The organism is Candidatus Neptunochlamydia sp. REUL1, assembly GCF_963457595.1.
Classification (GTDB): Bacteria; Chlamydiota; Chlamydiia; order Chlamydiales; family Simkaniaceae; genus Neptunichlamydia.
The window spans coordinates 322,626-336,968 of the sequence record NZ_OY735137.1; the positions used below are offsets into that span (position 1 = coordinate 322,626).

Consider the following 14,343-nt stretch of genomic DNA (forward strand, 5'->3'; position numbering starts at 1 on the left):
TAGACGGAGCCTTGTTTGTGATAAATCGGAAGAAATCTCTCTTTGCAATCTATTTCGCATACTTCCTTGATTATTTTGGATATGCGATCGTCTTTGGTCTATTTGGGCCTTTGCTTCTCAGTTCTGATTTCAAGATGTTTTCTTCAGAGACTTCGCTCCAAATGCGTCATTTATCACTAGCGGTATTATTTGCCGTCTACCCTTTAATGCAACTGATCTTTGCTCCTATATTCGGAGATTTTGCAGATCATTTTGGACGAAAAAGAACTTTTTATATATTAAACAGTGGAGTGACAGTTGGATATTTTCTATCTGGAATAGCAATTTTGACCCACCACTTTCCTCTTCTATTGGTTAGTAGGATTTTGACAGGAATGTTTTCAAGTAACCGTACAATATGCATGGCCTCTTTATCTGATCTCTCTTCTGACGAAAAAAGCCGTTCAAAAGCCTATGGAATCATTGCGACGTTGGGAGGTTTGAGTTGGATTGTTTCCATCTTGGTTGGAGGGATATTTTCAAAGTCATTATCACCCGAGATCCCCTTTTGGATTACCACAGGTTTTGCTCTTTTGAGCCTAGTCATTCTTCGTCTCTTTTTTCATGAAACAAATACAAATAACGAAAGGTTTTACTTCGATCCCTTCAAGGGAATGCGCCATATTGCCGCTTGTTTTAAAATTAAGGGTCTTAGATCTCTCTATTTTTACTATCTGATGATGATGATGGGTTGGGGAATCAATCTCCTATGGCTTAATCCTTATACCCTTTCTCGCTACACTGTTTCTCACGAGATTCTCTTCGGACTGCTGGCATCAACGGGAGTCGTTTGGTCTCTTGGAAGCTCGTGTGTTAACGAGATACTTTTAAAACGTTTCAAAGCAAGACAAATAGCTCAAATCGGCACGGGGGGACTATTCATCGTATTTACCCTTTGCTCTCTAATGACACCTTTTGTCCCTTTTGCAATCTTTGCATTGATTGCCTCCGTATTTGGAGCTCTTGCCTGGACAAATGCACTTAGCACAATCTCACTAGTGGCTCCAGAAGAAATGCAAGGAAAAGTCATGGGGATTTCTCAATCATTTGCATCGATTGCGTTTATGTTTGCCCCCCTTTTAGCTGGAACACTCGCAGGAATCAATATTACTTTCGTCTATCCGATGGCAGCTTTTCTCATTCTAGCCTCCTTTGCCATCTTAAGAACCTTCACCAAACACTCCAACGAAACATATGAAAGAGCAGCCTAAAGCTTCTTCTCCACCAGTTTACTTTGTCCTATTCATTGACAACTTTGCCTTTGCAGTGATTTTTGCAATCTTTGGACCTCTTTTTATCGATCCTCCCTATGGGTATGGTAACAGCAGCAATGAGCAGCGTATCAAAAAACTTAATGCTTAGGGTTGCCCTCGATCTTTTTCCCTTAGGTCAATTTATTGGCGCCCTATTTTTAGGAGATATCGCAGATCGTTTTGGAAGAAAACGCGCCTTTTATATCACGATTACAGGAGTCATTGTCGGTTTCATTCTCTCGGGATTTAGTATCTTGATTCACAGTTATATCCTCCTAATTCTCACACGACTCATTACAGATTTTTGCAGGAAATTTGAGTATCTGCCTAGCCTCTATTGCCGATCTATCTCCCGATGAAAAGACGCGCGCAAAAAACTTCTCAATCATCGTGATTATCACTGGCTTAAGCTGGATGTTTGGGGAATACTTTGTAAACAATTTCATCATTCAAAAGGTGGCACCCTCGCCCTGGATCATAGGTGCAAATGCTCTGGGCACCCTTTGCCTCCTCGGAATGGCCCTATCCTCATCTTTTTTTCTCTTTACAATCCTGTTTATGATTGCATCCATCCCTGCTGCCTTTTCTTGGCCAAATACGCTAAACCTTATTTCGATTAATGCCCCAGCAGCAGTTTAAGGGAAAGTCATGGGAATTAGCCAGTCTGCCCGATCAGTAGGATTTATTCTAGCCACGATTTTGGGAGGAATTATAGGGGGAATCAATCTCAGCTCAATGTACTAATTGACCGCAATATCTTTCTTTCTCAGCTTCATATTATTTTTTGGGTTTTGCACAAAAAAAAACCGCATTACCTAAGAAGTAGTGCGATTTTTATAAGAGGTTGAATGCTAATTATTTAGCAGCAACTTTCTTTTCATTAACAAACTTGACGACATCTCCAACGACTCGAAGCTTTTCTGCTTCCCCTTCAGAGATCTCGAAACCGAATTTCTCTTCAAAGGTCATAATTAACTCTGTAAGATCTAGAGAATCCGCATTTAGGTCTTCTACAAAAGATTTTTCCACAGAAACCTCTTCGAGGTCTACTCCGAGTTGTTCAACAATGATATCAATCACTTCTTGTTCTACTGACATAAAACAAATTTCCTTCTTTCAAACATGTTCAAAAATTTATATATTAACTTAAGCAATCATGCCCCCATCAACAGTCAAAACCTGCCCTGTCACATAATCAGACATGTGGCTAGCTAGAAAGACCGCTGCGTGAGCTATTTCTTTTGGATTCCCAAGGCGTCCCATGGGAACCTTATCTAATATCCCCTTCCGTTGCTCTTCATTAAGGACTTCAGTCATAGGAGTTTCAAAAAACCCAGGGGCAATACAATTCACATTGATATTGCGAGGACCTAGTTCCTTTGCAAGGGAGCGGGTAAACCCGACCATACCGAGTTTAGAAGCAGCATAATTGACTTGACCGGGATTTCCTGTCAACCCAATCACGCTGGTAATATTGATAATTTTTCCTTTTCGAGCCTTCATCATTGGGCGAACAAGAGCATGGCTAAGGTTATATACCGACTTCAGGTTTGTCTCAATCACCTGATCCCAATCGTCTTCACCCATCTTCATAAAGAGCTTATCTCGAGTAATTCCAGCGCAATTAACCAGGATATCAATCCCATCCCACTCTTTGAGAAGATCCCCAACCGCTTCATTAACTTCTTGCTTGTTCCCTACATTAACGATACCAAACCAAAATTGTTGCTCAGGAGTCTTTTTAAATTCTTTAAGGGTTTCAACAACTTGCTGAGCGCGCTCACGATTTGTTCCAATCACGGCAACATCGGCCCCCTCTTCAGCAAATGTCAACGCAATCTGTTTTCCTAGTCCAGAAGTTCCCCCAGTGATAAGAGCTCGTTTTCCTTTAAGTAATCCCATTTAACTCACCGCTCCTTGATGCAGAGTTTCTAAATCTTTAACTTTTTCTATAGAGAAGATTTCTCCCTTCACCCCAATTTTTCGAAGCATTCCACTTAAGGTCTTCCCACACCCGATCTCAATGAAACATTCGATCCCTCTTTTCTCCATAGCTCGAATTCCTTTTTCCCAAAGAACCGGAGCAACGACTTGACGTGTCATGTTCCCTCTAATTCCCTCTTCATAGACATAATCTCCACAAGCATTCATCACTAAATCTATGGAACTTTTCTCAAGAGAAATTGTATCGATTTTTTCCTTAAGTTGATTCTTAGCTTCTTCCATTAACCCGCTATGAAAAGCACCAGAGACATCAAGGGGAAGAACACGCTTTGCTCCCTTTTCCTTAAGAAGAGCTGCTGCCGCAGAAACCCCTTGGACTGTTCCAGAAATGACAACTTGACCAGGGCAGTTAAGGTTTGCTACCCACACTCCTTCAACTGGCTCAAGTATTTCAGCCACTTCATCAGGTGCCATTCCCAAACATACTGCCATGGTCCCTGGATGGTTAACCCCCGCCTCATGCATATAAAGCCCACGCGCTCTGACAAGCTTGATTCCATCCCTAAAACTGAGGCGTCCTGATGCAGTTAGGGCAGAGTATTCACCTAAGCTCAATCCAGCAACAGCCGTGGGAGCAATGTCTGGCATTTGCTCAGATAAAACACGCCAGAGAGCAATGCTCATGACATAAATTGCGACTTGGCTATTTTTTGTCTGGGTCAGTTCTTCTGAAGGCCCCTCGAAGATAAGGTTTGTCAAGCTAAACCCGAGAAGTTCATCCGCCTCTTGAAAAGTTTCACGAACAATGGCAAAGGCTTCATAGAAGTCCTTTCCCATCCCAACATACTGAGCTCCTTGCCCAGGAAAAATAAATGCTATTTTCTTATCCATGATCAACCTCACACGTTAGTGCAGCAGCTCCCCAGGTGAGTCCCGCTCCAAATCCAAAGAGAACGATTCGCTCTCCTCGTTTCACACCCTTTTCCTTAACGAGTTCATCAAGGGCAATCCCCACTGAAGAGGCAGAAGTGTTTCCATATTTATGTATTGTTAGATAGACCTGCTCTCTGGGAACTTCAAACCGTTTTGCAAGGGCTTCGATGATACGGATATTGGCTTGATGAGGAACCATCCAACTGATTTCCTTCTCTGTTAACCCAGAAGCATCCAGACAGTTTTTCACAGCCCCTTCCATTCGACGCACCGCATGTTTAAAGACTTCTTTCCCTTCCATCTTAATAAAGTGCTCACCTGCTTGAACGGTTTCAACCGATGCAGGCCTTTTTGACCCTCCTGCAGGAAGAATTAGAAGTTCCGACTGTTTTCCATCACAGCCAAGAGACACATTTTCAATTACATACCCAGGCTTCGAGCCGCTTACAACACAAGCAGAAGCGCCATCGCCAAAGAGCACGCAAGTATTCCGATCTTCATAGTCAACAATTGAGGAAAGTTTCTCTGCAGCAATAATAAGAACGTTATTGTGCATTCCAGATTCGACATAAGCCTTTGCCATTGATAGGGCATAGATGTAACCTGAACATGCTGCCTGCATGTCCATGGCTGCCGCATTCACCGCACCTAACTTATTTTGGATCAGACACGCCGTACTTGGAAACACATAATCAGGGGTAAGTGTGGCCACCAATATAAGGTCTACATCCTCTGATTGAATTCCACTTTCAGAAAGGGCCTGCTTTGCCGCTTCATAGCCCATGTCTGAAGTAAATTCATCCTCAGCAGCGATACGGCGCTCTTTCATACCTGTTCGCGAGGTGATCCACTCATCAGAGGTTTCCACCATTTTTTCCAAATCTTGATTCGAAAGTACCCGTTTGGGCAAGTAGGCTCCAAGCCCAATAATCTTTGCTTTTTGATCCATCGTAAAACTATTCCTTTAGATGACTAAGAAACATCATACCCAAAAAAACATTAAAGAAAAAGCCTCAAATAGTACAAACTTTTATTCATGGACGATAATTCTTACCCCCCCCGGATTCTCTCCATTTCCTACCATAGAAGAGAAAGTATGATTTTTTTTGACAAATATTTTGAATTCTAAAAGTTATTGGACAAAATGCAGTTCTACGCTTTGTGGCATTGCCTTTGTCTGCTATAGCATAGCAGCCGATACTTCAAAAAATAATCCATATTGGAGCCCAAAAGTTGTTAGCTTTCCTTTTGAAAAGACTTGGGCAGGCCTAAAGTTTGTAGGAACCCACTTGGATATAGTGAACCATCCGACCTGGTTTGGGGTAGCTGCTCTCATTACTATTATAGGCTTATACACCCTAGGTAAGCGTATTTTTGAACAACCTAAAGTTCTTCATCCCTCATCGACTACGCACACCCCTTCTCAAGTTGATACAGCAAAGCTTACTTAAATCAAGATTTGTTTATTTGTTTTTGAAGGTGCCTACAAATAAAGGCACCTTTCATTCTCTTCTTGATCACCTAGCCATTAATCTCTGCAAAATGTTATGTTCAAAAGTATGCTTAGATATCCTAAAGACTTGCTTACTCTCATCGCTTACCTCAGAAAGCTTCCTGGGGTAGGAAAAAAAACAGCGGAACGGTATGCCTTCCATTTATTAGAATGGGAAGGCAAAGACCTTCATGAATTCGCTGATGGAGTTGCAACCTTAAAAGAGCGAGTGCAAGCCTGTGCTGAGTGCGGCTGTTTGATGGACGGTGTGCGGTGCTCATTCTGCGACCATGAAAGACGGGATCGGAATCAATTGTGTATCATCGCAACCCCCCGAGATACTTACTCAATTGAAGAAACCGGCAACTATCGCGGACTCTATCATGTTTTAGGTGCTCTTCTCTCTCCACTTGATGGTAAAACTCCCGAGAACCTAAACCTACCCCAACTGCAAAAACGGATTGAAGGACTAGGAACAAAAGAAATTATCTTAGCACTCGATTCAACTTTAGAAGGCGACGCAACCTCTCTTTATCTTAAAGAACAATTCGAAAAATACGGCATTGAAGTTTCACGCTTAGCGTTGGGACTTCCTATTGGAAGTTCACTTGATTTTGTTGATGAAGGAACTCTTTCTCAAGCCTTCTCAGGAAGGCAAAAGTTCTAAACTCTTGCAATAATTATTCCCTGTTTTCTATAATCGGAAAACTTATTATCGATAATAGAAGACCACGTTAATGAACACAAAATTTCTCGCTGCAATAGCTCCCCTACTACTGATAACTGCGCCAATGAAGTCCATTTTCGCTGCCTCTCCGGCATCCGAAATATACGAAAATAAACGGGTAGGAAAAATCGCGATTGTCATAGAGAACCTGCCGCGAGGTGCTACGTTTAATCAAGAACGTGTCCTCGCTAAGCTAAGAACCAAATCAGGCGACCCCTTCTCTCAGCTCACCTTTGATCGTGATTTAAAGACCCTATCTGAAGAGTATGACCGCGCTGTTCCTACGATGGAAACCAGTCAGGGAGAAGTCTATATTACGATTAAACTCTGGCAAAAACCAATGATCCGCGCCATTTCGTGGAGTGGTAATGGAAAGGTTAAGACTCACAAGCTTCAAAAGGAACTTGGAATCAAGGCCCACACCGTTTTTAATCGAGAAGACTTTAACAAAGCTTTTAACAAGGTTAAAGAATTCTATGTCAAGAAGGGGTACTTCGACTCCCAGCTTGAATATAAGCTGATTCCTTATGGGAACACGAACGAAGTAGATGTTGAGATTACGGTCCATGAAGGAAACTCAGGGCACATCAAAAAGATTTGTTTCAATGGATTCAAAAAACACGAAGAATCAAGAATCCTCGAGTTCATGACGACGAAAAAGTACAATTTTTTCACGAGTTGGATTACAGGAACTGGCAACTACCATGATGAAGCTCTTGAGCATGACAAGCTTGTTATCGTAAACTACTTGCAGAATGAAGGTTTTGCAGATGCACGCGTCAACATTCAGGTCAAAGAAACTGAAGAAGGGCGTCTTGAAATTTCAATTAATGCCGATAAAGGTGAGCTCTTCCATTTTGGAGATATTACAGTCTCGGGAAATGAGCTTTTGACAGAAGAGCAAATCGAAAAGGCCATGATCATCAAAGATGGCTCCATCTTCTCTCCTGAAAAATTGCGCGATAGCGTTCAGAACATTAAAGATCTCTATGGAAAAGACGGTTATATAGAGACCGATGTCCATTATACCCTTCACCTTTCTCGAAGTGTCCCTGTCTACAATATTGACATTCAAATTAGTGAAGGCGACCAATTCAAGATTGGTCTCATTCGAGTCCTTGGAAATAGCTCAACGAATAAGAATGTTATTCTAAGAGAATCTCTATTGGTTCCTGGAGAAGTGTTTGACACTAGAAGGCTAAAAGTCACTCAGCAACGTCTTGAAGCTATGGGCTATTTCAAGTCAGTCAATGTGTACCCAGTGAAAACTCCTGAAGACCAGGAACTTGGTGAAAACTACCGTGATGTTATTATTGAAGTCGAAGAAACAACAACTGGAAGCTTGAGCCTCTTCTTTGGGTTCAGTACAGTTGACGACCTATTCGGAGGCCTTGACCTCGCTGAAAACAACTTTGACCATCGCGGCCTCACTAAATGGTGGCGTGAGGGAATGTCCTCGTTTAGGGGTGCTGGAGAATATGCTCATGCACGTGTTCAGATCGGTAAGAAGCAGCAAAGCTATACCATCGCCTGGATGGACCCTTATTTCAGAGATACTCTCTGGCGTTTTGGTTTTGACCTCAACTATTCAAAAACTGGGCTACAGTCTGACGATTATTACGTAAATGCTTATGGAGGATCTATTTTTGCAAGCTACCCTCTGACAGCCTACTGGACCTACGGAACAAATTTGCGTTTTCGCAAGAATATCACACATGTAGATGAAAAAAAATTAAGTTATGACGCGATTAAGGAGCTTCGTAATAATGGCTACGTAACAGGTATCTCAAACTCAATTTCCTATGATTCAAGAGATAACGCCTTTAAGCCTCATAGAGGGTTTTACTCTTCCACACAAGTGGAGATCGGAGCAGTCATGCTAAAACAAAAAGAAAACAAGTCATCAAACACTATTTTCCCATTCATAAAAGCTAGCTATTTGAATGCTTATTATTATCCCGTGTGGAGGAAAGGAACCCTTAAACTTCGCTGGGACTTTAAATTCCTTTTTCCATTTGCTGAAGGTTCGGCAGAGAATCTCCCGATTAGTGAGAAATTCTTTTTGGGAGGTGAAACTTCTGTTCGTGGATACAAACCCTATATCCTAGGGCCCCACTTTGATAATGATAAAGGAAAGGAAAAAGACGACCCTACGGGTGGCCTCTCCTCAGCTCTCCTTTCTATCGAATACAACCAGAATATCTTTAGAATGCTGGACCTTTTCACCTTCTTTGATGGTGGTTCAATTTCTGCTGATCAGTTTGATGTCCCAAGTCTTAGGATGAGTTGGGGTGTCGGAGCTCGGATTGAACTTGGAAACCGCGTTCCTATCATGCTCGGTTTAGGCTTCCCAATTAACCCTGAGAGAAAAGATGACAAGAAAAACTTCTTTATCTCGATGGGCGGACAATTTTAAGGGCAATAAATCTCAAAAATGCTATGATCAACACCAAGTTAAAAAATATTTTAAGGAGTCAATTCATGAAAAAGCGACAGATTTTCATTCTACTTACCTCTCTACTCTGTCTTACATCTCTTAAGAGCTTCGCAGAAGAAATCCCTTACGGAATTGTGAATTTTACAAATTGTGTCACAGAGTCTAAACATGGGAAGCAAGAGCAGGAATCATTTGAAAAGCTCCGCGAGCAAATGACAACCTTGATGACCGATATCGAAAAACAACTTAACGACATTGCAACAAAGTTCAATGATCCAGAGTTTGTTGATAGTCTCTCTCCTGAAGCTGAGCAAGAAATGAAAGCTCGTTTTCAAACACTCAGTGAAGAGCACAATCGGTACCAAAATCAATACATGCAAGTCATGCAGCAAGCTAATATGCAGCTCATGCAAACCCTAAATGGGCATGTTCAAAAAGCATCTGAAAATGTTGCTAAAAAGAGAAAACTTCCTATGGTTGTCCGCGAAGAAGCATGCTTCTTCTACAATCCTTCGTTTGATATCACCAAGTCTGTCATTGATGAGATGGATAAGAGTTTTGATAAAGAAAATGCAGCACAAGCTCCTGCTAATCAAGCGAAAAAATAGGATCTCTAGCATGACCAAACACTTTTCACTGGCTGAGCTCTCTGAGCTCACCCAAACAGAACTTGTCGGCGATCCAGAGTTTAAGATTTGTAGCGTTGACAATCTCGAATCGGCATCCGAAAAGGATGCCTCTTTTTTAGCAAATCCTAAGTATACCGAAGCAATGAAACAGTCAAGTGCGGGTGTTATCTGCATTGATGAAAAAACAAGTCAAGTGAAGGGGAAAAACTTCCTTGTGGGAAGTAACCCTTCTCGCACCTTCCAGCTCATTGCTGAAGCTGTTCTTTCCTCTACTCATCAACACTCAGGATTCAAAGGGGTTCATCCATCAGCTGTTGTCCATGAAACGGCAACAATTGGAAAGGACGTCACCATTGGCCCCTGCGCTGTGGTTGATGCTTATGCGGTAATTGGAGATAAAACTGAGATCTACCCTAATGTTTATGTTGGTGTATCAGTAGTTGTTGGAGAAAAGTGCACTCTCTACTCTAATTCAAACGTAAGAGAAAGGTGTGTCCTTGGCAACAGAGTCATATTGCAGCCTGGAGCCGTCATTGGTTCCTGCGGCTATGGATATACCACAGATCCTAAAACAGGCCGTCACACCAAGCTAGAACAGCTTGGAGCGGTAACTCTAGAAGACGATGTCGAAATCGGTGCGAACACAACAATCGATCGTGCTCGTTTCAAATCAACCCTGGTTCGCAAGGGGACCAAACTCGACAACCTGGTACAAATTGCCCACAATGTCGAACTTGGCCAAAACAATATCATTGTCTCGCAGACAGGAATTGCTGGATCGGCAAAACTCGGCAACAACGTCTTCTTAGGCGGACAAGCAGGTGTCGTGGGGCATATTGAAATCTGTGATAACGTGAAAATTGCAACGCGCGGCGGCGTCAGTAAATCAATCTCTAAGCCTGGTATCTACGGCGGCGGCCCAGTCTCCCCGATGCCAGAATTTAACAAGCGTCAAGTTCTTCTAAGAAAAATTGCAACGTTTGTAAAAGATCTAGCTTCCCTCAAAAAACGTGTTGAAAAATTAGAGAAAAGTTGATTTCATCCCTAACCGCATGCCGGTTAGGGAGTTTCTGATTTTAATCTTTATAAGATGTGAATTATTCATTCACATCAGAATTTTTTCAGGTAGCTCTAGTGTTTATTCTCTTTATCTGGTATTTTATGGCATATCTATATTGCATGGGTAGTGGGTTATGATTACCATCTACGATAAGGGTGAGCACGACGACGAGTTCATTGAAATCCCTGAGCCTAAAGAGGGATGCTGGATTCATGTTGAAGACGCAACCACCAATGATATCAATCAGATCAGTAAGCTGATCGACTTAGAGTATACCGATATGTATGACTCTCTCGACCGCTATGAGATCCCCCGTGTTGAAAAAGTTAATGAAACAGTTCTGGTCTTTACCCGTCACCCCATGGAACCTGAGGCGGGCCTCTATACCACTACTTTTACCATCATCCTCACAAAAGACTATTTTATTACCATCTGTCCTCAGAAAAGCCAAATCGTTGAAAACTTCATCTCCCAAAAGCCTAAACTCAGCCCCTCCAACAAATCTAAATTTATTATTTACATCCTTCTGAAGATTACGCAAGAATATACCCTGCAGATCAAGAAGATCCGGACAAGCGTCCTAAAACAAGAAAAGAAGATGTCCTACGTCGACAGTCGTGACATCACCAATCTCACCCATACCGAGGAGATCCTAAATCAGTACCTTTCCTCTCTCGTCCCCATGCGCTCAGTCCTTGAGTCGATCACCTCTGGGCGCTACACGCTGCTTTATGAGAAAGACCAAGACCTGTTAGAAGATCTATTGAATGCGAGTATCCAGTCTGAAGACCTTTGCTCGATCAACCTACGAAGTATCCGCAGCCTGCGCGACTCCTACCAAATCATCTTTACAAATCAACTGAATAAAACGATAAAACTTCTGACAGCGCTGACAATTATCCTCAGTATCCCAACAATGATTGCCTCACTATATGGAATGAACGTGTCACTTCCAGGGGAAAGCGCAAAGTACGCTTTCTCAGTTATTATGGTCTTGATTGTAGGGCTCTCGATTCTCTCTCTCATCCTCTTTCAGCGAAAGAAATGGCTCTAATAATTACTGCCGAAACGCAGCGATATGATCAAGAACGAGTTGTCCATGCTCTATTTTTTGAGCATCTTCAGCACCTTCAGGAAAAGCATTTTTGAGCACAGTAAGGCCTGCAAAACCAATAAGTGTGTTGATCTCTGTAATGCGCGCTTGAATTGTTTCTTGAGCAACAGTAATCCTTTCAAAGAAAGTAGTATCTGCCAATGAATACGTCTCCTGTAGACCTTCATGAAGAGCTACCTCTGGAACTTTGCTTAGGTCAATCGCTCCTAAATCTATGTTTATTAATCGATTGGATACAAATCTAAACATCTCCTTAGCATTATATACAACAAGTCCATGGGTCTTTGATGCAGTATCCTGCCAGTTATGTATAAGATCAGCGCTTATCCCATCAAAACTTTCTAGTCGAGCCTCCAGGCCTTCAAGATCCTGAGCAAGCTTCGCTTCAATTTCGCCAAGAGCCTCTTCCTGAGCCTCCTTTAGGCGCGCCTGTTCTGCTTTTAGACGCCCAGCTTCAACCCCCTCTTGATACTCTCGACTTTGCTCTTCCCGAAGTGCCTTAGCTTCTTCAGCTGCTTGACTGTTCGCTAGCCGAATCTCTAAAGCAAGTGCGACCTTATCTGCTTTTTCTTTAATAATGGTCTCATCTATTTTTACTGCTTCTAGCTCCGTTGTAATGACTGGGATGACATGTTGCAACTCAGGAGCAGTTTCCCAATCTTGAACAAAAATGATCCGCGCAAGAAGACCTTTCAAAATTGGCAGTGCATGTTCTTGCTCCTGAGTAAACACCCCCTGACACTTCAGCATTAAGGCCTTAGAATAATCATCACTTCCCAAATTGTGTTGAAAAACCTCCTTTAAAAGATCAAGCTGTCCCTCTGGAGTGGCTTGCAGCGCCTGTAGTAGATCTTGATCATAGTTGCACCCTCTTGCAAATGGATTAACGACCTCTTCTTCTCGCGGTAGATCTCGACGAGGAGGGCATTTGGCTTCAAATGGATTAATGACCTCTTCTTCTCGCGGTAGACCTCGACGAGGAGGGCGTTTGACTTCAATATGAGAAAGCGCCCACTTTGAGTCGTAGAGGGAAGCAATCGTGAGTAGGACAGTTGTTGCAGTATAAATAGCGGTGTTAAGCGCTTTAAGCCCTTGTGCATTTAAAAAATTTTTTGCTTCCTTTTTTCCTTGAGTAGGAAACCGTGTGACTGTTCCCCAGACTGTGGAAGTGGTGTAATAAGCAGTATTTCCTAGGTTGAATAGAGTTGCAAAAAAAAGATTTGCTGCTGCCTTGAGTCGAAAATCACTTTTCTTCGCGGCATTCTGGATGAATAGAGAAGCTGAAACATTCTCTTTTGGATGACTAAACTGATAACCCTTAACTGTTAATATAATTTCCGACATGTGTCAACTCTCCACTTTTCGTCCGTTATTGACAAGCATGATAGCGCAATAATGACTATAAGTAAAAAGAAATACTAATTTAAATTAGTAATATCGTAGGATTTTCAAGATATTTCTGCACTGTACAAATGAAACGTGCTCCATCTGCTCCATCAACCACTCTATGGTCACTAGAAAGGGAGAGCATCATGCGCTTCCCAGGAACAACCTGCCCGTCTTTAACAACGGCGCAGTCCCTCATTCCCCCAATTGAGAGGATCGAGACCTGAGGGGGATTGATAATCGCTTGGAAGTCGTGGATTCCAAACATTCCTAAATTCGAAACAGTAAAGGACCCTCCACGGTATTGATGAGGTTGAAGTTTCCCCTCTTTAGCAAGACCTGCTAAGTGTCTCACCTCAGCCGAAATCTGCCCGAGGTTTTTATAGTCGACATGACGCACGATAGGGGTAATAAGCCCTTCATCAATACTCACGGCAACGGCTATATCGATTGTCTTGAATCGAACAATCTGACTCCCTTCAGAATTAAATCCACTATTCACGACAGGATGCTCTTTAAGGGCAAGCGCTGCAGCGCGCATGATAAAGTCGTTATAAGTGACTTTAATCCCTCCTGCTTTAAGCTGTTCGCGCAGGTTGATCATTGGCTCAACATCCACATCTTGCTGAACATAAAAATGGGGAATAAAGGTTTTAGAAGCTTGAAGTTTTTCCCCAATAGCTTTTCTCATCGGAGACATAGGCTCTTCGCCGTAAGTACCTGGCTTTTCTGTGGGAGCTCCTTTATGCCCAAAACTTGCAGGGGTATTGGGTTGCGCTAAATCCAAATCTCGACTCATCACCCGTCCGTCAGGACCCGTTCCTTTCACGGAAGTCAAATCAATTCCTTTCTCTTTAGCTAGCTTCTTTGCAAGGGGTGATGCCGCAAGGCGCTCATGCATACCTGTATCAAATTCAAAGGTATAATCTTCAAGTGGTGGCTCGATGGGAAACGCAACCTGGGACATGACGCCACCCGCCTTTTTTGCAGCTGGAGTTGTTGTCTCTGTAGCACCAACATCTTCAGCAGGTGCTTCTGTATCTATTTGCTTGAGTCCTTCGGGCTGATAGCCTTCAATACTCTCATCTTTTGCCTCGGTAAAAACAGCAACAGCTTGATTTACGAGAGCTTCTTCCCCTTCGTTCACAAGGATTTTTCGAAGAAACCCTCCATCAAGGGCGCTATGTTCAACAGTTGCTTTATCGGTTGCAACTTCAAAAAGAAGATCTCCGTCATTGACTGAGTCTCCTTCTTTTTTGTGCCACTTGACAATGGTTCCCCCTTCCATTGTAGGTGTGAGTTTCGGCATGGTGAGGGTAAACGGCATGG

16 protein-coding genes are annotated in these 14,343 nt (G+C 42.6%); 10 read left to right on the forward strand and 6 right to left on the reverse strand.

The genetic code is table 11. The annotated features are described in order from the left end of the window. Nucleotides 1-17 precede the first annotated feature (17 nt). From R2I63_RS01960 to R2I63_RS01970, 4 genes are read left to right on the forward strand one after another with little or no spacing between them, the layout of a single operon-like run. Entirely contained in the window at nt 18-1,250 is a 1,233-nt protein-coding gene (locus R2I63_RS01960; protein WP_316358269.1) for an MFS transporter, read from the forward strand. Beyond that, nucleotides 1,234-1,401 (forward strand): hypothetical protein, encoded by a 168-nt coding sequence (locus tag R2I63_RS01965; protein WP_316358270.1) that lies wholly within the window; start codon nt 1,234-1,236, stop codon nt 1,399-1,401. The genes R2I63_RS01960 and R2I63_RS01965 overlap by 17 nt, the downstream gene beginning before the upstream one ends. Then, nucleotides 1,370-1,651, forward strand: a complete 282-nt coding sequence (locus R2I63_RS10560) for an MFS transporter (protein WP_445083653.1) — start codon at nt 1,370-1,372, stop codon at nt 1,649-1,651. Before R2I63_RS01965 ends, R2I63_RS10560 begins: the two co-directional genes overlap by 32 nt. Beyond that, on the forward strand, nt 1,608-1,931 hold the full coding sequence (locus R2I63_RS01970) for a hypothetical protein (RefSeq protein WP_316358271.1): 324 nt from the start codon (nt 1,608-1,610) through the stop codon (nt 1,929-1,931). The genes R2I63_RS10560 and R2I63_RS01970 overlap by 44 nt, the downstream gene beginning before the upstream one ends. Before the next feature lie 216 nt (nt 1,932-2,147). Here R2I63_RS01970 and acpP read toward each other — a convergent pair whose 3' ends face one another. From acpP to R2I63_RS01990, 4 genes are read right to left on the reverse strand one after another with little or no spacing between them, the layout of a single operon-like run. Beyond that, the gene (gene acpP / locus R2I63_RS01975; protein ID WP_316358273.1) at nt 2,148-2,390 is read right to left on the reverse strand and encodes an acyl carrier protein; all 243 of its coding nucleotides are present in this window, start codon (nt 2,388-2,390) and stop codon (nt 2,148-2,150) included. A gap of 48 nt (nt 2,391-2,438) precedes the next feature. Then, a complete protein-coding gene (fabG, locus tag R2I63_RS01980; RefSeq protein WP_316358275.1) occupies nt 2,439-3,194 on the reverse strand; it encodes a 3-oxoacyl-ACP reductase FabG in 756 nt (251 codons plus the stop codon). Then, nucleotides 3,195-4,127, reverse strand: coding sequence for an ACP S-malonyltransferase (fabD, locus tag R2I63_RS01985; protein WP_316358278.1), 933 nt, complete (start codon nt 4,125-4,127; stop codon nt 3,195-3,197). It lies immediately after the preceding gene. After that, nucleotides 4,120-5,118: a beta-ketoacyl-ACP synthase III gene (locus R2I63_RS01990; protein WP_316358280.1), complete on the reverse strand. Its 999-nt coding sequence runs from the start codon at nt 5,116-5,118 to the stop codon at nt 4,120-4,122. The genes fabD and R2I63_RS01990 overlap by 8 nt, the downstream gene beginning before the upstream one ends. 169 nt (nt 5,119-5,287) lie before the next feature. On the opposite strand from R2I63_RS01990, the gene R2I63_RS01995 reads away from it, so the two are divergent. From R2I63_RS01995 to R2I63_RS02020, 6 genes are all read left to right on the forward strand, one after another. Beyond that, the gene (locus R2I63_RS01995) at nt 5,288-5,620 is read left to right on the forward strand and encodes a hypothetical protein (protein WP_316358283.1); all 333 of its coding nucleotides are present in this window, start codon (nt 5,288-5,290) and stop codon (nt 5,618-5,620) included. A gap of 108 nt (nt 5,621-5,728) precedes the next feature. Continuing rightward, nucleotides 5,729-6,328, forward strand: a complete 600-nt coding sequence (gene recR, locus R2I63_RS02000; RefSeq protein ID WP_445083664.1) for a recombination mediator RecR — start codon at nt 5,729-5,731, stop codon at nt 6,326-6,328. A gap of 124 nt (nt 6,329-6,452) precedes the next feature. Beyond that, nucleotides 6,453-8,804, forward strand: a complete 2,352-nt coding sequence (bamA, locus tag R2I63_RS02005) for an outer membrane protein assembly factor BamA (protein ID WP_316358286.1) — start codon at nt 6,453-6,455, stop codon at nt 8,802-8,804. A 65-nt stretch (nt 8,805-8,869) separates the two neighbouring features. After that, a complete protein-coding gene (locus R2I63_RS02010; RefSeq protein WP_316358288.1) occupies nt 8,870-9,433 on the forward strand; it encodes an OmpH family outer membrane protein in 564 nt (187 codons plus the stop codon). Between the two features lie 10 nt (nt 9,434-9,443). Then, complete coding sequence (lpxD, locus tag R2I63_RS02015; protein ID WP_316358289.1) at nt 9,444-10,490, forward strand: UDP-3-O-(3-hydroxymyristoyl)glucosamine N-acyltransferase; 1,047 nt, start codon at nt 9,444-9,446, stop codon at nt 10,488-10,490. A 157-nt stretch (nt 10,491-10,647) separates the two neighbouring features. After that, complete coding sequence (locus R2I63_RS02020) at nt 10,648-11,568, forward strand: magnesium transporter CorA family protein (protein ID WP_316358290.1); 921 nt, start codon at nt 10,648-10,650, stop codon at nt 11,566-11,568. 3 nt (nt 11,569-11,571) lie between these two features. Here R2I63_RS02020 and R2I63_RS02025 read toward each other — a convergent pair whose 3' ends face one another. Next, on the reverse strand, nt 11,572-12,972 hold the full coding sequence (locus tag R2I63_RS02025) for a hypothetical protein (protein ID WP_316358291.1): 1,401 nt from the start codon (nt 12,970-12,972) through the stop codon (nt 11,572-11,574). A gap of 79 nt (nt 12,973-13,051) precedes the next feature. After that, the gene (locus tag R2I63_RS02030) at nt 13,052-14,341 is read right to left on the reverse strand and encodes a dihydrolipoamide acetyltransferase family protein (protein WP_316358294.1); all 1,290 of its coding nucleotides are present in this window, start codon (nt 14,339-14,341) and stop codon (nt 13,052-13,054) included. Between the last annotated feature and the right edge of the window lie 2 nt (nt 14,342-14,343).

Excerpts from the sequence above, each read along its gene's own strand:
- R2I63_RS02025 (WP_316358291.1), bottom strand. The coding sequence starts at position 12,972 with ATGTCGGAAATTATATTAACAGTTAAGGGTTATCAGTTTAGTCATCCA.
- fabD (WP_316358278.1), bottom strand. The coding sequence starts at position 4,127 with ATGGATAAGAAAATAGCATTTATTTTTCCTGGGCAAGGAGCTCAGTAT.
- lpxD (WP_316358289.1), top strand. The coding sequence starts at position 9,444 with ATGACCAAACACTTTTCACTGGCTGAGCTCTCTGAGCTCACCCAAACA.
- R2I63_RS01965 (WP_316358270.1), top strand. The coding sequence starts at position 1,234 with ATGAAAGAGCAGCCTAAAGCTTCTTCTCCACCAGTTTACTTTGTCCTA.
- R2I63_RS01990 (WP_316358280.1), bottom strand. The coding sequence starts at position 5,118 with ATGGATCAAAAAGCAAAGATTATTGGGCTTGGAGCCTACTTGCCCAAA.
- R2I63_RS02020 (WP_316358290.1), top strand. The coding sequence starts at position 10,648 with ATGATTACCATCTACGATAAGGGTGAGCACGACGACGAGTTCATTGAA.
- R2I63_RS02010 (WP_316358288.1), top strand. The coding sequence starts at position 8,870 with ATGAAAAAGCGACAGATTTTCATTCTACTTACCTCTCTACTCTGTCTT.
- fabG (WP_316358275.1), bottom strand. The coding sequence starts at position 3,194 with ATGGGATTACTTAAAGGAAAACGAGCTCTTATCACTGGGGGAACTTCT.
- acpP (WP_316358273.1), bottom strand. The coding sequence starts at position 2,390 with ATGTCAGTAGAACAAGAAGTGATTGATATCATTGTTGAACAACTCGGA.
- R2I63_RS02030 (WP_316358294.1), bottom strand. The coding sequence starts at position 14,341 with ATGCCGTTTACCCTCACCATGCCGAAACTCACACCTACAATGGAAGGG.
- bamA (WP_316358286.1), top strand. The coding sequence starts at position 6,453 with ATGAAGTCCATTTTCGCTGCCTCTCCGGCATCCGAAATATACGAAAAT.
- R2I63_RS10560 (WP_445083653.1), top strand. The coding sequence starts at position 1,370 with ATGAGCAGCGTATCAAAAAACTTAATGCTTAGGGTTGCCCTCGATCTT.
- recR (WP_445083664.1), top strand. The coding sequence starts at position 5,729 with ATGCTTAGATATCCTAAAGACTTGCTTACTCTCATCGCTTACCTCAGA.